Annotated in this window: 25 protein-coding genes and 1 tRNA gene; 11 read left to right on the forward strand and 15 right to left on the reverse strand. The window is 62.8% G+C overall.

The features are described 5' to 3' along the window. Positions 1–2: 2 nt before the first annotated feature. Entirely contained in the window at positions 3–929 is a 927-nt protein-coding gene (locus tag ACFWAD_RS00215) for a LysR substrate-binding domain-containing protein (RefSeq protein WP_230816521.1), read from the forward strand. A gap of 57 nt (positions 930–986) precedes the next feature. Here ACFWAD_RS00215 and ACFWAD_RS00220 read toward each other — a convergent pair whose 3' ends face one another. The 9 genes from ACFWAD_RS00220 to ACFWAD_RS00260 form a co-directional block, all read right to left on the reverse strand. Then, a complete protein-coding gene (locus tag ACFWAD_RS00220) occupies positions 987–2345 on the reverse strand; it encodes an MFS transporter (RefSeq protein WP_378540458.1) in 1359 nt (452 codons plus the stop codon). Between the two features lie 184 nt (positions 2346–2529). Then, on the reverse strand, positions 2530–3525 hold the full coding sequence (locus ACFWAD_RS00225) for an amidohydrolase family protein (protein WP_235171169.1): 996 nt from the start codon (positions 3523–3525) through the stop codon (positions 2530–2532). 3 nt (positions 3526–3528) lie between these two features. Next, positions 3529–4050 (reverse strand): 3-hydroxyanthranilate 3,4-dioxygenase, encoded by a 522-nt coding sequence (locus tag ACFWAD_RS00230; protein WP_003943511.1) that lies wholly within the window; start codon positions 4048–4050, stop codon positions 3529–3531. Continuing rightward, complete coding sequence (locus tag ACFWAD_RS00235) at positions 4047–4499, reverse strand: RidA family protein (protein ID WP_378540460.1); 453 nt, start codon at positions 4497–4499, stop codon at positions 4047–4049. The genes ACFWAD_RS00230 and ACFWAD_RS00235 overlap by 4 nt, the downstream gene beginning before the upstream one ends. After that, positions 4496–5269 carry a 2-keto-4-pentenoate hydratase gene (locus tag ACFWAD_RS00240; RefSeq protein ID WP_378445731.1) on the reverse strand — a complete coding sequence of 258 codons (774 nt, stop codon included), beginning with the start codon at positions 5267–5269 and terminating at the stop codon, positions 4496–4498. Before ACFWAD_RS00240 ends, ACFWAD_RS00235 begins: the two co-directional genes overlap by 4 nt. A 42-nt stretch (positions 5270–5311) precedes the next feature. After that, positions 5312–6787 carry a 2-hydroxymuconic semialdehyde dehydrogenase gene (locus tag ACFWAD_RS00245; protein WP_378540462.1) on the reverse strand — a complete coding sequence of 492 codons (1476 nt, stop codon included), beginning with the start codon at positions 6785–6787 and terminating at the stop codon, positions 5312–5314. 126 nt (positions 6788–6913) lie between these two features. Next, on the reverse strand, positions 6914–7699 hold the full coding sequence (locus tag ACFWAD_RS00250) for an MBL fold metallo-hydrolase (RefSeq protein WP_378537080.1): 786 nt from the start codon (positions 7697–7699) through the stop codon (positions 6914–6916). Then, positions 7699–8169 (reverse strand): RidA family protein, encoded by a 471-nt coding sequence (locus tag ACFWAD_RS00255; protein WP_003943508.1) that lies wholly within the window; start codon positions 8167–8169, stop codon positions 7699–7701. The genes ACFWAD_RS00250 and ACFWAD_RS00255 overlap by 1 nt, the downstream gene beginning before the upstream one ends. A 5-nt stretch (positions 8170–8174) precedes the next feature. After that, on the reverse strand, positions 8175–8339 hold the full coding sequence (locus ACFWAD_RS00260; RefSeq protein WP_003943454.1) for a hypothetical protein: 165 nt from the start codon (positions 8337–8339) through the stop codon (positions 8175–8177). Positions 8340–8392: 53 nt separating this feature from the next. Here ACFWAD_RS00260 and ACFWAD_RS00265 point away from each other — a divergent pair, with 53 nt between their 5' ends. Beyond that, positions 8393–9406 (forward strand): ArsA family ATPase, encoded by a 1014-nt coding sequence (locus ACFWAD_RS00265; RefSeq protein WP_378540464.1) that lies wholly within the window; start codon positions 8393–8395, stop codon positions 9404–9406. Continuing rightward, positions 9406–10584, forward strand: a complete 1179-nt coding sequence (locus ACFWAD_RS00270) for an ArsA family ATPase (RefSeq protein ID WP_378540466.1) — start codon at positions 9406–9408, stop codon at positions 10582–10584. The genes ACFWAD_RS00265 and ACFWAD_RS00270 overlap by 1 nt, the downstream gene beginning before the upstream one ends. Positions 10585–10602: 18 nt before the next feature. On the opposite strand, the gene ACFWAD_RS00275 is transcribed toward ACFWAD_RS00270, so the two are convergent. After that, on the reverse strand, positions 10603–10926 hold the full coding sequence (locus ACFWAD_RS00275; RefSeq protein WP_007732375.1) for a WhiB family transcriptional regulator: 324 nt from the start codon (positions 10924–10926) through the stop codon (positions 10603–10605). Between the two features lie 291 nt (positions 10927–11217). Between ACFWAD_RS00275 and ACFWAD_RS00280 the strand changes: the two genes are divergently transcribed. Continuing rightward, positions 11218–13578: a penicillin-binding protein gene (locus ACFWAD_RS00280; RefSeq protein WP_378445777.1), complete on the forward strand. Its 2361-nt coding sequence runs from the start codon at positions 11218–11220 to the stop codon at positions 13576–13578. 77 nt (positions 13579–13655) lie between these two features. Here ACFWAD_RS00280 and ACFWAD_RS00285 read toward each other — a convergent pair whose 3' ends face one another. Then, positions 13656–14132: a GatB/YqeY domain-containing protein gene (locus ACFWAD_RS00285; protein ID WP_230816530.1), complete on the reverse strand. Its 477-nt coding sequence runs from the start codon at positions 14130–14132 to the stop codon at positions 13656–13658. Between the two features lie 132 nt (positions 14133–14264). Here ACFWAD_RS00285 and ACFWAD_RS00290 point away from each other — a divergent pair, with 132 nt between their 5' ends. The 4 genes from ACFWAD_RS00290 to ACFWAD_RS00305 all read left to right on the forward strand — a co-directional run bounded on the left by ACFWAD_RS00290 (position 14265) and on the right by ACFWAD_RS00305 (position 16189). After that, positions 14265–15233: a metallophosphoesterase gene (locus ACFWAD_RS00290; protein ID WP_003943461.1), complete on the forward strand. Its 969-nt coding sequence runs from the start codon at positions 14265–14267 to the stop codon at positions 15231–15233. Positions 15234–15287: 54 nt separating this feature from the next. After that, positions 15288–15361: transfer RNA gene (locus tag ACFWAD_RS00295), tRNA-Pro, on the forward strand. 74 nt (positions 15362–15435) lie between these two features. Continuing rightward, positions 15436–15759: a hypothetical protein gene (locus ACFWAD_RS00300; protein WP_378537074.1), complete on the forward strand. Its 324-nt coding sequence runs from the start codon at positions 15436–15438 to the stop codon at positions 15757–15759. 76 nt (positions 15760–15835) lie between these two features. After that, the gene (locus ACFWAD_RS00305) at positions 15836–16189 is read left to right on the forward strand and encodes a VOC family protein (protein ID WP_378540468.1); all 354 of its coding nucleotides are present in this window, start codon (positions 15836–15838) and stop codon (positions 16187–16189) included. Between the two features lies 1 nt (position 16190). Here ACFWAD_RS00305 and ACFWAD_RS00310 read toward each other — a convergent pair whose 3' ends face one another. Beyond that, positions 16191–17747 (reverse strand): acyl-CoA synthetase, encoded by a 1557-nt coding sequence (locus tag ACFWAD_RS00310; protein WP_378540470.1) that lies wholly within the window; start codon positions 17745–17747, stop codon positions 16191–16193. 189 nt (positions 17748–17936) lie between these two features. Here ACFWAD_RS00310 and ACFWAD_RS00315 point away from each other — a divergent pair, with 189 nt between their 5' ends. Then, positions 17937–18968 carry an ABC transporter substrate-binding protein gene (locus tag ACFWAD_RS00315; protein ID WP_378540472.1) on the forward strand — a complete coding sequence of 344 codons (1032 nt, stop codon included), beginning with the start codon at positions 17937–17939 and terminating at the stop codon, positions 18966–18968. A 57-nt stretch (positions 18969–19025) separates the two neighbouring features. On the opposite strand, the gene ACFWAD_RS00320 is transcribed toward ACFWAD_RS00315, so the two are convergent. Next, complete coding sequence (locus ACFWAD_RS00320; protein WP_378540474.1) at positions 19026–19502, reverse strand: MarR family winged helix-turn-helix transcriptional regulator; 477 nt, start codon at positions 19500–19502, stop codon at positions 19026–19028. Between the two features lie 120 nt (positions 19503–19622). Between ACFWAD_RS00320 and ACFWAD_RS00325 the strand changes: the two genes are divergently transcribed. Together ACFWAD_RS00325 and ACFWAD_RS00330 are read left to right on the forward strand one after the other, a co-directional pair. After that, complete coding sequence (locus ACFWAD_RS00325) at positions 19623–21239, forward strand: DHA2 family efflux MFS transporter permease subunit (RefSeq protein ID WP_378540476.1); 1617 nt, start codon at positions 19623–19625, stop codon at positions 21237–21239. A gap of 68 nt (positions 21240–21307) precedes the next feature. Continuing rightward, positions 21308–21976: a DUF6891 domain-containing protein gene (locus ACFWAD_RS00330; RefSeq protein WP_378540478.1), complete on the forward strand. Its 669-nt coding sequence runs from the start codon at positions 21308–21310 to the stop codon at positions 21974–21976. Between the two features lie 5 nt (positions 21977–21981). Here ACFWAD_RS00330 and ACFWAD_RS00335 read toward each other — a convergent pair whose 3' ends face one another. Together ACFWAD_RS00335 and ACFWAD_RS00340 are read right to left on the reverse strand one after the other, a co-directional pair. Next, entirely contained in the window at positions 21982–23748 is a 1767-nt protein-coding gene (locus ACFWAD_RS00335; protein ID WP_378540480.1) for a cholesterol oxidase substrate-binding domain-containing protein, read from the reverse strand. Between the two features lie 97 nt (positions 23749–23845). Then, a complete protein-coding gene (locus tag ACFWAD_RS00340) occupies positions 23846–24649 on the reverse strand; it encodes a metal-dependent hydrolase (RefSeq protein ID WP_047270024.1) in 804 nt (267 codons plus the stop codon). Positions 24650–24795: the final 146 nt, after the last annotated feature.

The following is a 24795-nucleotide window of genomic DNA, read 5'->3' on the forward strand; positions in this document are numbered from 1 at the left end:
CCATGGACATGCCCAAGCTCCTCGACGGGCGACTCAAACTCCGCCATCTCCTGCTCGTCGACGCATTGAGCCGTCAGGGCAGCGTGGTCGGTGCCGCTGCCGCACTTCACATCACGCAACCGGTCGCGACCCGCAGTCTGCACGACATCGAGTCCATTCTCGGTGTCTCGCTCTTCGATCGCGGCCCGCGCGGAATCACCCCGACCATTTTCGGTGAGGCATTCACCACTCATGCTCGGGCCGTGATCGCGCAGCTGACCGAAGCGGGGCGGCACGTCGTCGAGCTTGCCGACGCCAATCGCGGAACCGTCATCGTGGGAACACATCTCGCCGGATCCAACGTGCTGCTTCCGGGCGCCATCGCGCGACTGAAGGTCCAGCACCCCCTGCTCACGGTCATCGTTCGCGAAGGCACACCCGAGCAGTTGCTCACCGACCTGGAAGCGGGTCGGATCGACCTGATCGTCGGCCGTCTCACCTCACCTACCGACGACACCGCGATCAGGCGAAACCTCTACGCGGAGTCGGTTGAACTCGTCACCCGCGTGGATCATCCACTCGCCCATCGCGAGGACATCCAACTCGAAGAACTGCGTGGCTTCCCCTGGATCCTGCCCGGTGTCGAGACAGTGCTTCGCCGCGAGCTCGAGGAGTTCTTCGCCCGCAACGGCCTGCCGTTGCCCGAAAATCGCGTCGAGGCAACCTCTTTCCTCACCGTGCGTCAGCTGCTGGTCGAGACCGACATGATCGCGGTACTACCGAGTCTCATCCCCCGAGACGACGCACGTTTGACCACCCTGTCCATCACTCTCGATCCGATCGGGCACAGCGTCGGCATCACCTCGTCGGCGACTCGAACGTCGAGCCCGTCCGCGCAGGCGTTGATCGCGACGCTGAAGTCCTTTGCAGACGAGCTCATGCGACCGTGAAACGTAGATCGGCCCGCTCCCTCGCAGGGAGCGGGCCGATTCGGAACAATCTCGCACTCAGGAGTTTTCGGAGACCCGAATCTCTTCGTTCTCCAGACCCCGCGACGAATCGGGGACAAGCTTGAACAGTGCGATGGCGCCGACCAGGCTGATCGTGCAAATCGAGGCGAGGTACCAGGTGACGCCCACCGAAGACCCGGTGGCGTCCAGCAGTGCGGTGGCGATCATCGGCGCCAGTCCGCCGCCGAGGATCGCACCACTCTGGAGGATCAGAGACGAACCGGAGTAGCGGACCTTGGCCGGGAACGTGTCGGCGATGATGCTGCCCTGAACACAATGGGTGACCGGCACGATCAGACCCATACCCAGGAACGCGATGACAGCGATCACTTTGTTCTCGGTGTTCAGTAGCGGGAAGAACACGATGCACCACAACAGGATTGCGGCCGATCCGCCGATGAACATGTGTCGACGCCCGTACTTGTCGGCGATCTTGGTCCAGAACGGTATGGAGAGGAACCAGAGGACAGCCGCCGCAGTCACGCTGAGCACGAGGAACTGCTTGTCGTAGCCCAGATGTTGAGTTCCGTACGACAGAGTGAACACCATGAAGGCGTACGCCACGGCGGAGTTCGCCAAGCACGCGGCCAGCGTCAGCGACAGACGCGGGAAGCCGACCTTGAGCGATTCACGCAACGGGAAGCGGACTATTTCGCCCTTCTCCATGATCCCGGCGAACGACGGCGACTCGGTGACGCGCAAGCGAATCACCAGACCGATCGCCACCAGAACGAAGCTGAGCAGGAACGGGATGCGCCATCCCCACGAGGCAAACGCGGAGTCCGACATCACGGCATTGGTCGTGAGGAAGATGCCGTTGGCCAGAACAAGTCCGGCCGGTGTGCCCATCTGCGGGAAACCTGCGTACAGATTCTTCTGCCCCGCCGGCGCGTGCTCCATCGACATGAGTGTCGCGCCGGCGCCTTCACCGCCCAAACCGATGCCCTGGACGACGCGCATGGCCACCAGAAGGACGGGTGCCCAGAATCCGATGGAGTCGTAGTTCGGAATGAGGCCGATGAGTGTGGAACCGACGCCCATCATCACCAGGGAGACCACAAGAGTGGCCTTGCGCCCGATCCGGTCACCGAAGTGCCCGAACACGAGTCCGCCCACCGGCCGCGCGATGAATCCGACGGCGAAGGTGCTGAAGGCAGCCAGCGTGCCGGCAGTGGGGCTCAGGCTCGGGAAGAATTGTTTGTTGAAGATCAGCGCGGCAGCTGTGCCGTAGAGGAAGAAGTCGTACCATTCGAGAGTTGTGCCGGCTAGAGTTGCCATGGCAACTCGGCTACGGGCAGCTTTCTCCGGCAACGGCTTTCCGTCACTCGTTGTGCTGTTGGATATCTTGTCTGACATCGCGGAACCTATCGATTGGATGGGGCAGGCGGACGATGAAATCTGTAGTCACCGACCCCGTCTTCGGGATTGTCGGCATCACGAGCGTCGTCGATCGTTGTGTTTGGAATTGTGCTCGCTCGAGACATGACTCACAAATGCCGAATTCACCGTCCGCCATACCGGAAAGGGTATAGCCGGGGTCTCAGACGAGACCCAGGAAACGTTCGGCATTCCCCCGCGAGATCAGTTGGCGCGCAGTATCATCCAAGAACTCACTCTTGCGAACCACCTCACCGACCGGACGCTCCCCCAAGGGGTACGGGTAATCACTACCCACCATCACACGGTCCACCCCCACCGTGTCCACCAGCAGTCGCAGCGCACGCTCGTCGAAGACGACGGAATCCACGTAGAACCTTCCCAGGTAATGCGACGGTGGGAACTCCGACGTACCGATGATGTCGTTGCGACCGTGCCAGGCGTTTTCCATTCGCCCCAACCAGAACGCGAAAGATCCACCACCGTGCGCAAATCCGATCTTGAGACGATCGTCGATCTTGTCGAACACACCACCGAGAATCAGCGCGAGTATCGACAGATGCGTTTCGGCCGGCATCGCGGTGAGCCACTGCGCCATCCAGCGATCGAGACGCGGCGAGTTGGCCATGTCCCACGGGTGCACGAATACCGGCACGTCCAGCGACGCACAGTGCTGCAGGAACGTCACCACACCTTCGCTGTCGAGGTCCAGATCGCCGACATGATTGCCGATCTCGACCCCGCGGTGCCCGTTCGCGATGCACCGCTCGAGCTCACGGCATGCGGCGTCGGTGTCCTGCAAGGGCACCTGGCAGAACGGAATCAACCGATCCTTCGCCGGCTCCACGATTTCGAGAGCGAGGTCGTTGAAGATCCGTGCAATGCGACTTGCCTGCTCGCCGCTCCGGCCGTAGTTGAAGAACGCCGGAGTGGGCGAGACGACCTGCGTCTGCACGCCGTCGGCATCCATGTCCCGAAGCCGCACCTCGGCGTCCCAGGCATCGGACTGGATGCGGCGGAACTCCTTGGTGCCCATCATGATCATGGCTTCGGTTTCCGACTCGACCTTCAGCCACGGTGCCTGCGGTCCCGCGTCTTCGGTCAGATCCGGCCACCCGTTGGGCACGTAGTGGGTGTGGATGTCGATCAGGTTGCTCATCGCTCAGCCCTTGCCGGGATGGAGCGTGCCGCACTTGTCACACGTGCGGGCTTCTTCGCTCTCGTAGAACTTGACGAACACCGGCGGCAGGTCGGCCACGATGTCACGCACCTGAAGTTCGACCTCGTGAATCTTGTGATCGCATTCGAGGCAGTACCACTGGAACTTCTCGAGCGTGCCTTCCTTGCGGACTCGTTCGATGACCAGGCCGATCGAACCCGCGGTGGGACGCTGCGGCGAATGCGGAATGTCTCCCGGCAGCAACCAGGTTTCACCCTCACGAATGTCGACGCGCTGAGGACCGTCCTCGGTCATGACGTTGACGTGGATGTCGCCTTCGAGCTGGTAGAACCACTCCTCGTACGGATCGAGGTGGTAGTCGGTCCGCTGGTTGGGGCCGCCGACGACCTGCACGATGAAGTCGTCTCCCAGCGCCATCGTCTGATTGTTGACGGGCGGCTGCAGGAGGTGGCGGTTGTCGTCGATCCACTTCTTGAAGTCGATGACGGGAGGAATCGTGGTCATGATGCATTCTCCGTATCTTCGGACGCTGAGCGCTTGGCGGCGGGCACGTACGCCACACCGGAAATTTCGATGAGCAGGTGCGGGTGGGGCAGTTGGTGGACAGCCACAGTCGTTCTCGTCGGACCGTTTTCGTCGAACAGTTCGGCATACACCTCGTTGTATCCACCGAAGTCGTTCATCGACACCAGGTACGAGGTGACCTGAACCAGATCACTCAGTTCTCCGCCCACTTCGGCAAGGATCGCCGCGATGTTCTCGATGACGGCACGGGTCTGCGCCCGAATGTCGAGCGCCGTGGTCCCCATCTCGTCGACCTCGACGCCCACAAACGTGTTGTCGGGCCGACGCGAACTGGTGCCGGAGACGTAGACGAAGTCGCCAACCACCTTGACGTGCGGGAACTTTCCGCGCGGCTTCGCCAGCTTCTGGATGACCTGCGCCCCACTCATCGCTTCACACCTTTCACCGTGACGGTTCCGAGGCCGTCGATGCTGCACTGCGCGACGCCCTCGTCGAGTCGCACAGCTGCTGTGGCGGCGCCGGCCAGAATTACCTGCCCAGCGCGCAACGGAATTCGGCGTCGGCGAGCGATGTCGAGCAGTGCGTGCAGAGCTCGCACCGGGTCGCCGAGAATGGCTGCTGTGGTACCGACTACCGTCTCGCCGCCGACTTCCATACGCACGGAACGGTCCTCGACGTTCTGCAGTGGCAACCAACGCCCGATCACGTAGCCGGCAGCGCTGGTGTTGTCAGCGACGACGTCGGTGTAGGTGAAGCGGAAGTCGCGGTAGCGCGAGTCGATGATCTCCATTGCGGGAGCCAGTGCGTCGACGCAGGTTTCGATGTCGACGTTCGGATCGTCGAGATCGACGTCCTTCGACAGACGGTATGCCACTTCGGGTTCGATCTTGGGATGAATGAACGTCGTCAGGTCGACTTCGCCGCCGTTGCTCACGCACATCGCGTCGGTCAACTGACCGACGATCACCTCGGAGACACCCATCTGCGCCATCTTCGCTTTGCTGGTGAAGCCGAGCTTGATGCCCACGATCGATTCACCACGGCTGGTGCGTCGTTCGAGGAGTTCGTTCTGGATCCGGTAGGCCTCGTCGATGTCGATGGTGTGATCGTCGGCGAGGCTGGGGGTGTCGGTGCGACTCTGCGCAGCGTCGTCGAGGCGACGGGCGAGCGCGGATACGGTGTCTTCTGGGGCTGTCATCACGCCTCGCTCATTTCTGGAGAACTTTCGCGGTTTCGATGTTCACAGTTGCACACACACGTTTGTCGGTTCGGTGTAGAAGTGCAGTGAGGACTCGCCGCCCTCACGTCCGATGCCGGACAGGCCCATGCCGCCGAAGGGAGATCGCAGCTCACGGGTGAACCACGTGTTGACCCAAGAGATTCCGACGTTCATCTTCTGCGCGACGCGGTGTCCGCGGCGCAAGTCGTTGGTCCACACGGAGGCAGCCAGGCCGTACTCGGTGTCGTTTGCCAGGGCGATCGCTTCGGCTTCGGTGTCGAACGGAATCAGTGCTGCGACGGGTCCGAAGATCTCCTCTCGCACCGCGCGATCCTTGTTGGTCAAGCCCGTCCACAGGGTGGGTTCGATCCAGGATCCGCCCGACAGTTCCTGTCCGAGATCCGGAATACCGCCGCCGGTCAGCACTTTCGCGCCTTCCTGCTCGGCGATCTCGAAGTAGTCGAGTACCTTCTTCCGGTGCGCCTGCGAGATGAGCGGACCGGTGGTCGTCGCAGCGAGCGTCGGGTCGCCCAGCCGCAATCCTGCTGCCCGCTCGACGAGTCCACCGGCAATGTCGTCGAAAATGCTGCGGTGCACGTACACACGCTCGGTGCACAGGCAGACCTGGCCCGTGTTGGTGAACACCGACTTGGTCAGACCCGTCAGCGCTTCGTCGATGTCGACGTCGTCGAATACGATCGCGGCGTTCTTGCCGCCGAGCTCGAACGAGACCGGACGGACCCGCGGGGCAACGGTTTTCATGACATGGGAACCGGTTGCCGAAGATCCGGTGAAGGTGACGCCGTCGATACCGGGGTGCGTGGTGAGGAACTCGCCGGCCGAGTTCGCGCCGAATCCATGGACGACGTTGTAGACGCCGGCAGGCAGGCCGACCTCTTCGAGCACCTCGGCCAGCAACGACGCAGTCGCCGGGGTCTCCTCGGAAGGTTTGACCACCACGGAGTTTCCGCACGCGAGCGCGGGCGCAACCTTCCAGGTCAGGAGAAGCAGCGGCAGGTTCCACGGAACGATGACCGCGACCACGCCGAGCGGCTTGCGGATCGCGTAGTTCAGCGCCTGCTTGCCACCCGCGAGATCGGTGACAAACGATTCCTGTCCGGAAGCGGCGACGATGTCGGCGAAGGTGCGGAAGTTCGTCAGGGCGCGCGCGACGTCGAGTTCGCGTGCCTGCGTGATCGGCTTACCGGTGTCCGCCATTTCTGCGGCGACGAACTCTTCGAATCGTTCCTCGATCCGGTCGGCGGCCCGCCTCAGCAGAGCCGTCCGCTCCCGGACCGGCGTATCGGCCCAACCGTTGTCCAGAGCGCGCCTGGCAGAGGTCACGGCCCGATCGACCAGGGCCTTGTCAGCCTCGTGGACCCGGGCGAGAACACGGCCCGTTGCGGGGTCAACCTGATCGAAGCTCGACGACTCGTCGGGTTCGACATAGGAGCCGTCCACGTAATTGCGGATCCATCCGTCGCATTGTGAGGTCATGGACTAACTATTGGCCCGTGACCCATATCAAACAAATGCAAAAACTGCCGCCAGCTATACCTCGATCGGCATAGGTGGCGGCAGTTCGGCCAGACAGCTCAGCTCCTTATGTCGGCGCCGAGCGTCTCAGCGGCGCAGATACGCCAACTGCACGTTGACGGATTTCTCCGCGACCGGCCACAACTTCGGGTCCACGTCGGAGTAGACGTGTTCGACTACGTCGCGCACCGAGGCCGACTCCCCCAACGTCGACAGAGCGGCCCGCACCTGATCCAGACGCTCCTCGCGGTGGGCGAGGTACTGCTGCGAAATCGCCTGCAGATCGGGTAGGTCCGGACCGTGCCCGGGCAGAACCGTCAGTCCTTCGCCGAGTGCGGCCAGCGATCGCAGCGAGGTGAGGTAATCCCCCAGATCGCCGTCGGAATCGTCGAGAACTGCCGTGCCGCGGCCGAGAATGGTGTCGCCCGTCAGCACGCTCGAATCGTTCTCGATGACTATCGACACCGAGTCAGCGGTGTGCCCCGGAGTCGCGAGGATCCGCAACTTCAGGCCCGCGACCTCGATCACTTCACCGTCGACAAGCGCCGAAGCGCCCCCGCGAAGAAATGTGGGGTCGACGGAACGCACTGGAGCCGAAGTCAATTCGTGGAAACGGTCCACCCCGCCGGTGTGGTCGTAGTGCCGGTGCGTGATCAAGGTCAGCGCTACCGGACCGATACCAGCGACACGTTGCAGGTGTTCCTCGTCGTTGTCGCCTGGATCGACGACAACACACTCGACGCTGCCCGGAGCATGCAGAATCCAAGTGTTCGTACCGTCCAGCGTCATCATGCCCGGATTGTTCTCGAGCAAGACCGAGGCGATGTCGGTGACGCGGCGAAGCTGCGCGTAGGCGGGATGGACCGTCGACATCAGCGAACTTCGACGATCAGTTCCACCTCGACGGGTGAGCCGAGGGGAAGTTCTGCCACTCCGACAGCCGAACGAGCGTGGATGCCGGCGTCGCCGAGCACCTCGCCGAGGAATTCGGAAGCGCCGTTGATCACGCCGGGCTGACCGGTGAATCCTTCGGCGGATGCCACGAAGCCGACGACCTTGACGACGCGGACGACGTTGTCGATGCCGACCAGCGCGTCGATGGCAGCGAGGGCGTTGAGCGCGCAGGTACGTGCCGCGGCCTTGGCGTCCTCATCCGACACGCCCGCGCCGAGCTTGCCGGTCAGCGCCAACTTTCCGTCGACGAACGGAAGCTGACCCGACGTGTACACGTGGTTGCCGCTGCGAACCGCGGGAACGTACGCAGCGACGGGTGCCGCGACGGCGGGAAGTGCAATGCCCAGTTCGGCGAGACGCTCCGACCAGGTCTGTGTTGCCTCTGCCATGTGATTCAGCCCTTCGGACGCTTCATGTACGCGACGTGCTGCTCGCCCGACGCGCTCGGCAGGACTGCGACGAGTTCCCAGCCGTCGACACCCCAGTTGTCGAGAATTGCCTTCGGATTGTGGACCAGCAACGGAGTCACGGTGTATTCCCAGGAAGTTATTTCGCTCATGCGCTGAGCCTATCCCGCGTACATCTTCGGCCCCAGACTTATAGGCTCGCGGTGTGGTTGCATCCCAAGATGAGCTGAGCAGGACCTGGCCCGAGTCTGCGACGAAGGCCCGCCTGCACTTTGTGTCAGGTAAAGGCGGTACCGGTAAGTCCACGGTTGCCGCCGCGTTGGCGCTCGCGTTGGCCGAAGGCGGCAAGCGCGTTCTCCTCGTGGAGGTCGAGGGCCGTCAGGGAATCGCGCAGCTCTTCGACGTACCGCCGCTTCCGCCGCAGGAGACCAAGGTCGCGGCCGCCGAAGGTGGCGGTGAAGTGATGGCTCTCGCCGTCGATATCGAGACCGCGTTCCTCGAATACCTCGAGATGTTCTACAACCTCGGCTTCGCCGGCCGGGCAATGCGTAAGTTCGGCGCCATCGAATTTGCCACGACCATCGCTCCCGGTCTTCGCGACGTTCTGCTCACCGGCAAGATCAAGGAGTGCGTCATCCGCACCGATCGAACCGGCAAGCGCGTGTACGACGCCGTTGTCGTCGACGCTCCCCCGACGGGACGAATCGGCAGCTTCCTCGACGTCACCAAGGCGATGGCCGATCTCGCCAAGGGCGGCCCGGTGCACTCACAGAGCGAAGGTGTCGTTCGGCTGCTGCACTCGCCGGAAACCGTCGTACATCTTGTTGCGCTTCTCGAAGCGCTGCCCGTTCAGGAAACTGCCGACGCCGCCGCAGAACTTGCGCGTGACGACCTCAACCTCGGTGCCATCATCGTCAATCGCGCCAGCCCGAGGTTCTTGCCCGAAGGTCAACTCGCCGGTGCCGCGGCTGGCAATATCGACGCCGCTTCGATCCGGTCGACGCTCTCCGACGTCGGCATCGATCTGTCCGACGACGACTTCGCGGGCCTGCTCACCGAGACGATCGAACATGCTTCGGTGCTCGAAGCTCAAGAATCCAGCGCGGAGAAGCTCCGCGAGATCGACGGCGCGCGGATGCAACTTCCCGCACTCGCCGACGGCGTTGATCTCGGTGGGCTCTACGAGCTGGCCGAATACCTCACGGAACAGGGCGTGTGATGACCGAGACCACCGAGAACGTGACGGTCGGCAGTTCCAGGACCGGCCGACGCGCAGCTCCTGCCCTCGATATTTCGGCGATCATCAAGGACCCGACGGCACGGATCGTGGTGTGTTGCGGCGCGGGTGGCGTCGGCAAGACCACGACGGCTGCGTCGCTGGCATTGCGTGCGGCCGAAGAAGGCCGACGCGTAGTCGTTCTCACCATCGATCCGGCCCGTCGCCTCGCGCAGGCCTTGGGTGTGGCCGAACTCGACAACACTCCGCAGCCGGTGAAGCTGGGCCCCGAGGCCACGGGTGAACTGCACGCGATGATGCTGAACATGCGTCGGACTTTCGACGAGATGGTTATCGAGCATTCCAGCCCCGAGAAGGCCGAGCAGATCCTGGCGAATCCCTTCTACCAAACCGTTGCCACATCGTTCTCCGGAACGCAGGAGTACATGGCGATGGAGAAGTTGGGGCAGCTGGCGTCGAACGACGCGTGGGATCTGGTGATCGTCGATACCCCGCCGTCACGTAATGCCCTCGACTTCCTCGACGCTCCGCAGAGGCTAGGCACGTTCCTCGACGGACGGATGATCCGGTTGCTCTCCGCACCCGGCCGAGGCCTGACCCGGCTCGTGGCCGGCGCTATGGGGTTGGCACTGAAGGGTGTCTCGACCATCGTGGGAAGCCAAATGCTGTCGGATGCATCGGCATTCGTACAGTCACTCGACTCGATGTTCGGCGGTTTCCGCGAACGCGCGACGAAGACCTACGAGTTGCTACGTCAGCCGGGGACTCACTTCCTGGTGATCGCAGCGGCCGAACCCGACGCTCTCCGTGAAGCGGCATTCTTTGTCGATCGTCTTGCCGGCGACTCGATGCCGTTGGCCGGGTTGGTTCTCAACCGCACACACCCGACATTGACGGCATTGCCTGCCGATCATGCGGTGACTGCCGCCGACAAACTGGAAGCGAAGGAAAGTGCGACCGAGGCCGAGGCCCTCACCGCAGCTGTTCTCCGTATCCATGCCCATCGGGCAGTGATCGCGAAGCGAGAAATCGCCTTGCTGAGCCGATTCACCGCAGCTCACCCGAAGGTGCCGCTGATCGGTGTTCCGTCGCTACCGTTCGAGGTCTCGGACCTCGAGGCGCTGCGTGCGGTGGGAGATCAGCTCACTCGTAAGGGCTGATCCCCCGATCGGCCGGGGTCAGACTGCCGAGTGATGCTGGCGCTGGTCTTCGAAGAACTCGGACCAGGAATCGACGTCGGGGTGCTGCTTGAGCAGTGCGCGGCGCTGACGTTCCGTCATTCCGCCCCACACACCGAACTCGACACGATTGTCGAGAGCGTCGGCTCCGCACTGCATGAGTACCGGGCAGTGACGGCAGATGGTGGCCGCCTTGCGCTGCGCGGCGCCACGAACAAAAAGTTGGTCGGGGTCGACCTCGCGGCATCGTGCCTGAGTTACCCAGGCAATTCGTGCCTCGGCCTGCTCGATGTCCAAACGGCTACTCGGGGTGGCTGTGTACATTCTGGGTCCCCTCTACAAAGTCTGACCGTCGCCATGGGGCGAGCAGCGCACCATCTCAGCAGTCCCGCGGTAGCACGTGAAAGCTGAGACACATTCGTGATCGAGTGTTACGTCGATCACACTGATCACAATTTAGGTAAAGAACGGCCCTAACGCAAGACGGTCGGGGGCATTTTTTGGTACGGCAGTACAAAGCGCGTGTTCAGGAGGTTTTGAACACCCGCAAAACACTGAAACCGGTTCCAATGGGTGGGCACACGTACTCTGTAGATCGTGTCGATTGCAAAAACAGTGGCGAAGCTCGCCGGAAGCTCCGCATTGGCGGGTGTCCTGGTCGCAGGGGTGATGTTCCCAGTGGCGGGCGGATTCGGATTCGCGTCCAACCGCGCTGCCGATACCGTCGACAACGTCTCGGCCGAACTGGTCGAAGGCACGGTCCCCGCGGTGTCCACCATGGTCGATTCCGCCGGCAACCCCATTGCCTGGCTCTACGACCAACGACGCTTCGAAGTCCCGAGCGAGAAGATCTCCAACAACATGAAGTTGGCGATCGTCTCCATCGAGGACCGACGGTTCCCCGACCACAAGGGCGTCGACTGGCAGGGAACGCTGCGCGCCTTCCTCACCAACACGACAACCGGTGAAGTGCAGCAGGGCGCGTCGACGCTCGATCAGCAGTATGTGAAGAACTACCAGCTGTTGGTCGTGGCCAAGACGGATGCCGAGCGTCGCGCTGCCATCGAGACCACCCCGGCCCGAAAGATCCGCGAGATCCGGATGGCACTGACACTGGACAAGGAACTCACGAAAGACGAGATCCTCACCCGGTACCTGAACCTCGTCCCGTTCGGCAACGGATCCTTCGGCATTCAGGACGCGGCTCAGACCTACTTCGGCGTCGATGCAGCAGATCTGAGCGTTCCGCAGTCGGCAATGCTTGCCGGCATGGTTCAGTCCAGCTCCGCACTGAACCCCTACACGAACGTCGAAGGCGTCACCGAGCGTCGTAACACCGTGCTCGACACCATGATCACGAACATTCCGGATCGCGCCGACGAGTTCCGGGCCGCGAAGGAAGAACCCCTCGGCGTCCTGGAAACTCCCAACAACTTGCCGCGCGGCTGCATCGCCGCGGGCGATCGTGGTTTCTTCTGCGACTACGCACTGAAGTACCTCTCGGACGCCGGGATCACCCGTGACCAGATCAACGACGGTGGTTACCTCATCAAGACCACTCTCGACCCGCAGGTGCAGGCATCAACCAAGGCCGGCCTGAATGCGAACGCGAGCGCCAACCTCGACGGCATCGCCAACGTCATGAACGTGATCAGGCCCGGTCAGGATTCACACAAGGTCATCGCGATGGCCAGCAGTCGCACGTACGGACTCAATGCGGACGCCGACGAAACCGTCCAGGCGCAGCCGTACTCACTGGCCGGCGACGGTGCGGGCTCCGTCTTCAAGATCTTCACGACGGCTGCGGCGATGGAGAAGGGTCTCGGTATCAACGCGACCCTCGACGTACCCAAGCGCTTCGAAGCCAAGGGCATGGGTAGCGGCGGCGCCGCCGGTTGCCCGGTTTCGACGTACTGCGTGGAGAACGCGGGCAACTACCCGCCGACGCTGTCCGTGACCGACGCGCTGGCTCAGTCCCCCAACACCGCTTTCGTCAAGCTCATCGAGGCAACCGGTGTCACGCCGACGGTCGACATGGCTGTCCGTCTCGGCATGCGCTCGTACGCCGATCCCAACACCTCGGGCTTCGACGAGCGCAGCATGGCCGACTTCCAGAAGGAACAGAACCTCGGTTCGTTCACCCTCGGCCCCACCTGGATCAACCCGCTCGAACTCTCCAACGTCGCTGCCACTCTCGCCTCGCACGGCAAATGGTGCCCGCCGAGTCCCATCGATTCGGTCTTCGACCGCTACGGCAAGCCGGTGGCCGTCACCGAGCAGGGCTGTGAGCAGGTTGTCGAGCCCGGCTTGGCAGACACCCTCGCCAACGCCATGAGCCGTGACGACGTCGGCGCCGGTACGTCTGCCGGTGCCGCGAGCAGCGCCGGATGGAGCCTGCCGATGTCGGGCAAGACGGGTACCACCGAGACCCACAAGTCCTCGGCGTTCCTCGGCTTCACCAACAACCTCGCTGCTGCGGTCTACATCTTCGGCGACTCCCCGACGCCCGGCGAGATCTGCTCGAGCCCGCTGCGCCCCTGCTACAGCGGCAACCTGTACGGCGGTACCGAACCGGCGAGATCCTGGTTCGCGGCAATGAACCCGGTCGCCAACAACTTCGGGCCCACCTCGCTGCCCCCGATCGACGAAAAGTACGCACGGGGATCACAGAACGGCCAGGTTCCCGAGGTTGTCGGCCTGAGCCAGTCGGCAGCGACGTCCCGGCTTCAGGCATCCGGCTTCACCGTCAATTCCGTGACGACGGCATCCGGAGCGCGCGCGGGAACGGTCACCGGAGTTTCGCCGTCCGGGTCCGCGATCCCGGGTTCGACCGTCACGATCTACATCAGCGACGGTTCCGTAAGAGCTCCGGCTGCACCCGCATCCCCCGCGGCCCCGGCACCGGGCGCAACTCCCCCGGATGCGACTCCGCCCGGAGGTGAACCCGCACCGCCTGCGGGGACCCCGCCGAACTGACGGCCCTGAAACAAGAACGGCCGCGATCTCCGAGTGATTCGGAGATCGCGGCCGTTTTCGGTTCTGGAAGCGCGCTACTACAGGCGGGACTTCACTGCTGCAGAGATACGTGCGCCGTCGGCCTTGCCCTTGGCCAGAGCGTTGGCGGCCTTGATGACCTGGCCCATCTGACGCATCCCGGGACGCTCACCGAGCTCCTCGGAAACCTGAGCAAGGGCGGTGTCGACGACGTCGACAAGCTCGGCGTCGGTCAACGGCGTCGGCAGGTACTCGTCGATGATCTGAGCTTCTGCGCGCTCTTTCGCGGCAAGCTCACCGCGACCGTTCTCGGTGTAGATCTCGGCCGATTCGCCGCGCTTCTTCGATTCCTTTGCAAGGACTTTGATGATTTCTTCGTCGGTGAGGACGCGAGCTTCCTTACCGGCTACCTCTTCGGTCTGGACGGCTGCCATGAGCATCCGAAGGGTGGCTGTACGTAGCGGATCCTTCGCCTTCATGGATGCAACCATGTCGGTTCGGAGGGTGGCTTTGAGCGATGGTGTCGTGTCGGACATGGTGGAAACGCTACGCGCTCGGCGTTTCGCGCGTGCCGATAGTTACCTCCGCCCGGACACAATTCTCTGTGAAATAGCTGTAAATGGCGGCGAGAGCGACGCAGAAGAACGCCACACCCGTATCCTTGAGAGGTGTCTTCCCAGTTCCGCACCAATCTGACCCGCACCGCACTTGGTGCCGCGGGCGCCGCTGCACTAGGGATCGGGTACGCATCCGGCATCGAACGCAATGCATTTGCACTGCGTGAGGTGACGATGCCAGTCCTGGCGCCCGGTTCGTCGTCGCTGCGGGTCCTCCATCTCAGCGACTTGCACATGATGCCGAACCAACGGTTGAAACAGAATTGGTTGCGTGAGCTCGAAGGCCTCGACCCCGACCTCGTGGTCAACACCGGCGACAACTTGTCGCACCAGCGCAGCGTTCCAGCAGTGGTCCAGGCGCTCGGAGATCTGTTGGCTCGACCGGGTCTGTTCGTCTTCGGCAGCAACGACTACTTCGCCCCGAAACCGAAGAACCCACTGAGCTACATCTTCAACAAGGACAAGCGCATCACCGGGGATCCTCTCCCCTGGGGCGACCTGCGTGCTGCCTTCACCGAGCGTGGATGGCTCGACATGACCCACGTGCGCCGCGAACTCGAAGTGGCCGGTATTCGCATTGCTGCCGCCGGCGTCGATGATCCGCACCTGAAGCGCGATCGCTACGACACCGTCGCCGGAACACCCAATCCCGTCGCCCAGCTCAAGCTCGGCCTGACGCACTCGCCCGAACCGCGAGTTCTGGACCGGTTCGCCGACGACGGCTACGACCTCGTGCTCGCCGGCCACACGCACGGTGGTCAGCTGTGCCTTCCGTTCTACGGCGCGCTGGTCACCAACTGCCAGATCGACCGATCCCGGGTCAAGGGACCGTCGAAGTGGGGCGCGCACACCCAGCTGCACGTCTCAGCGGGCATCGGCACTTCGCCGTGGGCTCCGGCACGCTTCTGCTGCCGTCCCGAGGCAACTCTGCTGACTCTGGTTCCGGCTACCAGGCGCGAACCGGAGCATGTCTCCGCACACAGTTCCGCAGAGTCTCCAGCGTCGGTTCTACGCAACTGACCTGCGGATTTAATGTCAGTCGACTCGGTAATGTAAGCTAACCGAGGTTCGACACGGGGTGTGGCGCAGCTTGGTAGCGCGCTTCGTTCGGGACGAAGAGGTCGTGGGTTCAAATCCCGCCACCCCGACAGTGAAGAACAGAAATTGAGGCCCTTCCGCTTACGCGGGAGGGCCTCAATTTCGTTGACGATAAGGTGAAGCCGTGGCATCCGAACCAGACTTCGCGCACAACGACATGGCGAGCCGTAGCCGACGTGAGAAAGCTGTCGGTCTTGCCAAGTTCGCCTGGGACCGCGATATCAGCAGTGCAGAGTTGCTCGACATGCCCGACGATCGGCTGCGCAAACTCGCGCGGGCGGCCGGTGCCAATCCGCCGAGCACGCGGGAGACTTGGACTATCGCCGCCAGTCTGCTCGATGAGAAAGCTGTGTGGTCAGCCGCTAACCCAGACCGTCCCGAGGCTCGGCGTGAGCATCCGGACGAGAAGATCATGTGGGTGAAGAAGCCGATCGAGCCCTGGCTGTGACAGCCGAATTCAGCGCAGCTGTGACAGCCGAATTGAGCGCAGCTGTGACAGCCGAATTCAGTGGAGCTGTCAACCGGTGATCGGGCAGGTCGACGAAGTAGTTGTGGATTGCTCCGCACCAGCTCAGTTGGCGGAATTCTGGGCCGGGATCCTCGGTGGACAGCCGGTGAAGCGGAGCGAGGAGTGGGCGTTTGTCGACCCACCCGGATGGACTCGCCTCGCCTTCCAACGCGTACCGGAATCCAAGCTGACGAAGAATCGCCTGCACATCGACGTCAGCGTGGATGATGTCGTCGCTGCAACCGAGGCTGCCGAGCGCCTCGGCGCAACTCGGGTCGGCAATGTTCAGGAAGACCAGGCCGGTACCTTTCAGGTGTTGCTGGATCCCGAGGGAAACGAGTGGTGCGTCGTCCGAGGTATCGGAAGTTGATTCACACTCCCGCTACGGTTTCGCGAGCCCAACGGTAGTCGGCCTTCCCGCTGGGTGAGCGGAGGATGCTGGGCACCAGCACGATCGACCGGGGAATCTTGTACCCCGCTACGTGGGTGCGGCAATGCTCCGACAACGATTCCGTCGCAACATCTTCGAACCCCGGTCGAACCTGCACCACCGCGGCGACCTTCTCACCGAATCGAGTGTCGGGCGCACCCGCCACCAAAGCGTCGAAAACTGCCGGGTGAGTTTTGAGTGCCTGCTCGACTTCTTCGGGATAAACCTTCTCGCCTCCGGAGTTGATGCACATCGAACCGCGCCCGAGCAGCACGATGGTTCCGTCGGCTTCCATCGTGCCCATGTCCCCGAGTACCGCCAGACGCACCCCGTCGACGACGGGAAAAGTTGCAGCAGTCTTCGCGGGGTCGTCGAAGTAGGCCACGGGAACATGGCCGGCCCTGGCGATGAATCCGACTGTGTTCGAGCCTGGTTCGATGCGACGGAATTCGTCGTCGACAAGAATCATGTTGGGGTTGGATCGAATTCGCTTGGAACCGTCCTCACCGAATTCGACGACGCCGTCGTTGCCGGATTCCGAAGCACCGAATGCATCCTTGATCACCAGCCCCGGCAATCGGGTCGTCAGTTCCGCCTTGAGGTTCGGCGAGAACAATGCGCCACCCGAGCCGATCAGTTGGAGAGTCGAAAGGTCGTAGCGCCCTTCGCTTGCGGCGATGGCGTCGGCAATCGGTCGAGCAATCGCGTCGCCGACGACGGTGATTCCGGTGATCTTCTCGGCCTCGACCAGTCGCAGCACTTCCATCGGATCGAAGCTGCGGGTCAGCACACGGGGAGCTCCCATGAGAAATGCCGTGAGCAGTGAATAGATCGCGGCTCCATGCATGAGCGGCGGGATGAGTAGCAGCACAGTCGGATCGGTGTTGGCTACGGCCGCGTCCACAACCTCTTCGAGGCTTCGACGCGGCGGCCCGCTGAGGTTCGCTCCGGACAGCGCGGCGAAGAAGAAGTCTTCGTGCCGCCACACCACACCCTTGGGCATTCCGGTTGTACCGCCGGTGTAGATGATGAAATGGTCGTCGTTGCTGCGAGGGCCGAAGTCGCGGGTATCGGACTGCGCCGCAAGGGCGTTCTCGTAGTCGTCGCCGACGATCAGCACGTGGGTGATCTCCGGACACTGCGGAACCACGGCCAGTGCCGTCGGAGCGAATTCTGCCTCGACCAGCAGTGCCACCATCTGGGAGTTGGTGTAGATGTACGAGAGTTCGGCATCCGTGTAGCGAAAGTTGACGTTGATCGGTACCGCTCTGATCTTCAAGCAGGCAAGGAGCGCTTCGACGTACTCGACGCAGTTCCGCATGTGAATACCGACATGCTGGCCCGGTTCGACGCCCACCGACTGCAGATGATGAGCGAGTCGGTTCGATCGCAGTTCGAGTTCGGCGTAGCTCAACCGCACGTCTTCCAGAATCAAGGGAACCCGATCGGGGATCGCATCGGCAACGGCCTCGAACAGATCGGCAATGTTCAGGGTCATCGAAATCCTCACTACACGCGTCTTCGCTTACCAGTACAGGTCTTTCGCGAAGCTAACACGTTGGTCACGCCCTGTTGTCCGAATTGCGTAGAGGTCCCGCTGAGCGAGACCTGACGCGCCCTTCACCTGGTATCGACGGTGCGGATACCTCACTGACCAAGCCATATGGACGGAAGGTAGGGTAGCCTAATGCATTCACGCACCACTCTCCGGAGCCGCACGTCGGTCCGGGTCGCCATGGTTGCCCTGGCGACTGTTTTTGCCGCTACGGCCTGCGGCTCGTCCGACGCCGGCGGCAACGCAAACGGCAACACCGATGTCGCGACCGGCGGCAAGCTGTTCAGCACCGCCGACACGGAAACCGCGAAGCTCGGCAGCGATGCCGCGCCCGGCGAGTTCCCACGCACCATCACCCATGCTCTGGGCGAGACCACCCTCGAAGCCAAGCCGACCCGCATCGTCGTGCTCGACAGCGGCGAACTCGACGAGGTTCTTTCTCTCGGGATCACCCCGGTCGGCATCGCCAGCCCGGAAAGTGCCGCCGGTCAGCCGTCGTACCTGGCCGACAAGCTCGTCGGCGTCCCCGACGTCGGCACCACCAACAATCTCAACCTCGAGGCGATCACCGCACTGCAGCCCGATCTGATCCTCGGCAGCAAGTTGCGCCAGGACAAGCTTTACCCGCAGCTCGCGGCAATCGCGCCGACGGTCTTCAGCATCCGCCCCGGCTTCCCGTGGAAGGAGAACTTCCTCCTTGCCGGTGACGCACTCGGCGAAGAGACCAAGGCTGAGCAGGTTCTCAACGACTACCAAGAGCACGCCGACAAGGTCCGTGAGTCGATCGACGGCTCCCCGACAATTTCACTGGTTCGCTTTATGTCCGGGAAGCTGCGCCTGTACGGCAATCTGTCGTTCATCGGCGTCATCTTGAAGGACGTCGGTCTGCCCCGCCCGGCGATCCAGGACATCGACGAACTGGCCGTCGAGGTCAGCCCGGAAACGATCACCGAGGCGGAGGGTGACCGAATCTTCTACTCCAGCTACGGAAATCCCGCCGACACCGGCCAGACCACGGTTGTTGCCGGACCGCTGTGGGCCAGCATGGACGCAGTCAAGGAAGGACGCGCCACCGAGGTGAGCGACGAGACCTGGTTCCTGGGCCTCGGCCCGACAGGTGCCGGCCTGGTTCTCGACGATCTGCAGGCCAAGCTCGGCAAGTAGCCGTCACCTAAGCCAAGACCGCCGCTCGACTCTCCGGAGTCGAGCGGCGTTTTTTGTTCAGCGGTTGTCCTGCTCGAGGTGCTCGTTCATCGTGGAATGCAGGTCGACGAGAAATTCCTCGAATCGACTGAGCAGTTCGGGCGGGTACTTCGCCATCATGGCGTCGAGTCGCACAGCAAGGGGCCCGAAGAACTCGTCCGCCAGATCCTGCACATGCGCACTGCTGTGCAGCGTGACCACGCGGCGGTCTGCATTCTCGCGGGTCCGGACGATATGCCCTGCCTTTTCCAGGCGATTGAGCAACGCGGTGGTTGCGCCCGACGTCAGTGAGATCCGCTCGCCGAGGCGGGCAGGCGAGAGCGGCGCACCTTTCTCCTCAGCCGCCGTGATTTCCATCAGTGCGGTTGCGTCGGTGGAATGCAGGCCGAGCCACGACGCGAATCGATGACTGAATTCGGTGAACGTCCCACCGTACGTACGGAATTCGTCCATCAGCCGCTCCCGCTCCACGGAGATGTCGCGCGGTGCCTCCACCTCGGTGATCCCACCTTTCCTGTGCCAGACGGCGGCCGGTCGAGCCCAGCGCGCACGTTGACAACTTACCGCCTCAAATATACCTTCATAGTGAAGTTACTTCACAATGGAGGTTTATTCGTGAACATCTCACCCACCACCCGAAAGTGGCTGGGCCTGATCGCCATCGCACTCGGCGTGGCACTGATCGTCGTCGACACCACCATCGTCAACGTCATAGTCCCCTCGATCATCGAGGATCTCGGGATCAATTCCGTTCAGGCTCAATGGATCCAAGAGTCCTACGCAATCGTGTTCGCGGCGCTGCTGCTTCTGGTCGGCAGAGTTGCCGACCTGGTCGGCGCCCGTCGCATCTTCATCGCCGGAGTCGTCGTGTTCGGCGCAACGAGCCTGCTGGCCGGACTGGCGCCGAACGGCGGTCTGCTCATCCTGGCACGATTCCTGCAGGGCGCCGGCGCGGCCATGATCCTGCCCACGTCGCTGTCGCTTCTGAACGCGATGTTCACCGGCAAAGCTCGCGGCCAGGCCTTCGCGGTCTGGGGCTCCACCATCGGCGCTGCATCCGCCCTCGGCCCACTGCTCGGCGGCTGGCTTGCCGAACATGCCTCATGGCGTTGGGCATTCGGGATCAACATTCCGCTTGCTGCGCTCATTCTCATCGGCGCAGTGCTGTTCATCGCCCCCTCACCCCGCACCGCAGGGCGCATCGACGCCACCGGAGCAGCACTGTCCATCGCCGGGCTCGGACTGCTGGCCTTCGGCCTCGTCGAGGGACGAACGTACGGGTGGCTGACCACAAAGGAACCCTTCGATCTGTTCGGTCTGTCATGGTCCAGCGGACCGTCGCCGGTGCTGGTGGCGCTTGTGCTCGCCGTTCTGTCGCTCGGTGCGTTCGCCTACCGTCAAACCATGCTCACCCGCAGCGCCGATCCGTCGCGGGCGCTGATGGACGTACGGTTGTTCTCCATCTCGTCGTTCCGCAACGGCAACATCGCGACGCTGATCATCGGACTCGGCGAGTTCGGAATCGTTGCGGTGCTTCCTCTCTGGCTTCAGTTCACGCTCGGCTACAGCGCACTCCAGGCCGGACTCGCACTGGTTCCCATCGCCATCGGCAGCTTTGTCGCCAGTGGTGCGAGCTTCGGGCTGGCATCGAAGGTCTCGCCGTTGGGCTTGGTCCGTATCGGCCTGGCTCTCGAAGCTCTCGGTCTCGCCGGTCTCGGATTCATCGCTGCAACAGACAGCCCCTGGTGGACTATCGCCGCAGTGCTGTTCTTCTACGGCATCGGTGTAGGTTTCGCGACGGCGCAGGTTACCAACGTCGTGCTCGAGGAGATTCCCGAGCAGAGCGCGGGTCAAGGCTCCGGCATTCAGAGTGCGTTCCGCCAACTCGGATCGGCACTGGGCATCGCCGTCCTCACCACGGTGTTCTTCAGCACTCTCAATTCGACGCTGAACAACGACCTCACCGAATCCGGTGTCGACCAAGCTCAGGCTGATCAGCTGACGCGGGCAGTCACCGACAGCGCAGGCGCCGCCATCGACTCACTGGCCGGCTCACCGAGCACTGCTTTCGTTGCCGACGCCGCCCAGTCTGCGATGACTCACGGCATCACACTCGGCGGATACCTTGCGGCCGGATTTGTCGTGGTGGGCCTGATCGCCACGGCGCTCATCCCGAACAAGCCGGCCCCGTCGACCGAGGAGGAAACGAAAGCAGCAGCCGACGTCGCCTGACGGTCTGATCGGTGCAGTACGGTGCCGGTATGCGATTGCCCTGGTCACGGTCACGACAGTCAGCACCGGTGCTCAGTGAGGCTGACATCGTCGCCGTACGTGAGCAAGCACGCGAACTGGTACTCCCAGGTTTCGCGACGTTCGAAGAAATCTGCGAAGCCGCCCGAGACTGTGTCGAGGGCGGCTTCGAGAACGACGAACTCGGCAGACAGATCGACGCGGGAGTGCGTGCAGTCTGGGACCACAGACTCGTGGAGCAGACGCAGTGGACGGCTCCCGGCGACTTCGAGCGCGTATCCGCAGCCTTCGCCGAACTCGAGCGCAACGGCATCGTAGCCCGGATGAACTTCACGTGCTGCATGCAGTGCGGCACTACCGAAATCGACGACGAACGCACGCCGTCCGAACCCGACGAGAACGGGTATCCCTTTGCTCAGTGGGCGTACACGTTCTTCCACATGCAAGATGCGGAGCGTCTCGGCGACGAGCCGTCCGATCTCTACTTGTCCTACAGTGCGTTTCGTCCGGCCCATGATCTCGATCCCGCGCTGATCGCCGCTGCCTTCGGCGGCGACGAAACCGCCAAGGCACACATGATTGCGCACACCGATCAGACCGTCGGGCGCCAGGTAGCCGACGCACTCCGAGCCCAGGGACTGAGCGTCGACTGGAACGGTGACAACAATCAGCGTATCCGCGTCACCGACGTACGTTGGCGCAAACCGCTTCCGCAGTAGGAGATTCAGCTGGGTGGCAATACGCGGTCGAGGAACGTATTGCTGAATACGCGGTGCGGGTCGTGTTCGTCGAGTGTGGCGAGTGCGAAGTCCCAATTCCCGTCGCCACCGGCACGGAAGGTGGCAGGCACTGTGCTGGTGAGGAATTCGTCGTCCTGGTACGCCGCCTGATCGGTGAATGCCCACCCCTTGGACCACTCCGGACGGAAGGTCGCGTAATCGCCGGAGTAGTTCGCGACCATCCACCGTTCCATCTCACGAAGGAACGCGGGCAATCCTGCCGTGCCAGGAATCGAGACCACGTTCATCCAGATGGCAGTGTCCCAGTCCTGACGACCCGCCCGCGGCCGCACCGCTGACAGATCCGGCACGCCGGCACTGTCGACAAGAACTTCACCATTGTCGTCGACCCCGCAGAGACGCACTTCGAACGGCATGTTGACGGGATACTGCCCCAGCGACGCGTAGTGCGTCATTCGTTCGTTCAGCCAACTCGTCATCTCGTGCACGACACGGCCGATGTTGGACCGCTTGGTGATCACTGCGCCACCACCGGCTACGACGCGCAAGGTTGTGTGCCGCAGGTAGAACAGAACATCTTTCGACCAACCCCACAGATCGTCGGTGTCGGTCAGCACCAATCCTGCTGCTACGGCTCCGAACTGGGAGGCACCGAACAGTGGTGTCGCAGCTTGAAGACCCTGCGCCACCATCCCTAACGGGGTGGTGACTTCTTCGGGAATCGCGTCGGAGAAGAAGTAGTTGTACGGACCGCTCACTTCTCGGGACTCCGGCGGTTTGACCGGGGTCGGCGTCCAGACCTTGAGCCACGGTGTTTGCGTGAACGGGAACCAGATCGCTTCCACCCGTCCGGATTTCTCGACGAAACTCTCGTAGGTACGCCCTGGCGACCCGGGAGCAGCAAAGAGTTCTTGCCACGGAATGTCGGTAAAACTCTGGCAACGCAGCCGATAATTCTCCCCGGCTTGCAGCGTCACGGAGGTGACGAAGGTTCGGCCCAGGTGGGTCAGGAAAGCCGTGATCTTGTCATCTGATCGGTGAAAAGTCTTCAGCGCGTAGCGATTGCTGCCTTCGTCCCACGCCACCACCGTGATCTCGGTGATCAGGTTGCTCAGCGATCCGTACGACTGACCAGGGGTGATCGTCTCCCCCGCCGCCGGATAGGTTGCCCCGTGAGCACCGATCGCCAGCGCCCCGGCGATGGACAGCTCACCGATCGCCGGAGAGTTGGCCCAGCCGAGCCCCTCCCGCTCGAGCGCTGTCAGAATCGCTTCGATGCTGGCCCCGGCGCCCGCCGTGGCTGTTGCGGGTGTGCCGTGCTGCACCACAACCGAAGTCAGGTTCGTCATCGTGTCGACCAGCAGAACTCGATCCGAAGGTGCGCCGGGCACCACCGTCAACGGGCTCCACCCGTGCATCGTTCCGCGCGCACGCACCGTGTAACCGTTGTCGAACGCCCAGTTGGCGAGGGTGACGACGTCGTCGCTGTGACGCGCCGTCGCCGTCCACACACTGTCGAGCATGATTTCCCGCGACCAATTGGCGTATGCCTGCTGTGACAGCGGAATGTCCGACGGAAATCCGGGCGGTGGCGCGATGGTCGATGCCGAGCCCCAGGGAACTGCTCCCGCCGGCGCCCAAGCAAGACCCGTAAGCGCGGCAGCACCGGCACTCGCTGCGAGAAATCCGCGCCGGCTCACACCGCCTTCTCCGGAGCTGTGCTCTGCCTTGCGCTCTGCTTGATGCACCACTGCTCACTCCGTCAGCCGACTCGGTTCATGTCAGGGACGAACGTAGAACAAATATGATTACGATGCCAGTGGTTCCGTAATAAAAGTTTTCCGACGCTTACTGCACCATCGGAGCGAAGACCGCGTAGATCGCTTCCGGGGCACCGTCGAACGCACTGATGATCAACCAGGCAGTCAGAACCGTCAGAGCCGGCCCGATCAGAACCTTCTCGAGGTTCCCACCTGCGCGGATGGACAGAAATGACGGCAGCCGTTGCTCCCACCATCGTTTGCCGCCGAGCGGAATCAGGGGCGCGAGAAACGGCACCCCTTCTTTGGTGATCGCATCGCCGAGACAGTGCGTTGCGCAGCCCAGTGCCACCGCAACACCTAGCCCCGTGGATCCGGCCTCGCTGGGATACCACTGCCAGGTGAGGGCCGAGAGCACCAACGCAACGGCAGAAACCGCGAGCCATCCCTTCTCCTTGGCCAATTCACCAGCCAATCCTCGGATCGCCAACCCGAGGCAGAAGAACAGCGTGATGATGATGGCGGGTTTCCCGAACTGAACCACCAGCGCAGAGACCCCGGCACCGAGACCCGCGGCAAACAGTGCGGTATGCGTGAGCGTCCGATGTCCACCACGACGCTTGCCGTCCTTCTTGCCTTTCGTAATGCGGTAGAAGGTCACCGAAATTGCGTCGATGCCCTTGGCCAGAGCCTTGCTGAGCGGACCGAATGATCGAGAAACCGTGGACTGACCGGTATCGAGGTCGGGAAGCAAGGCGGCTCCGGCGCACACCCCGGCAAAGGTCAAAGTTTCCGCAGTGGATGTGGGCCCTCCCCAGTCGAGAGGCAACAACTCCGCAACGACCAACCCCACAGCAGCACCGGACATCGCGTGGGTGGGGCCCATGACCATGAAACACAACACCTTTCGAAACGCGCCCCGCGCCGGGCTGTACCGCACCCGGAGCAAGACACCACACACATGACGCCGTCGGCGACGGTCCCGGCATGCTCGCCGAGACCGCCCCGAACGTAGCAAGTGCTACCGACAGGCTTGAC

The organism is Rhodococcus sp. NPDC059969 (assembly GCF_042738325.1).
Classification (GTDB): Bacteria; Actinomycetota; Actinomycetes; order Mycobacteriales; family Mycobacteriaceae; genus Rhodococcus_F.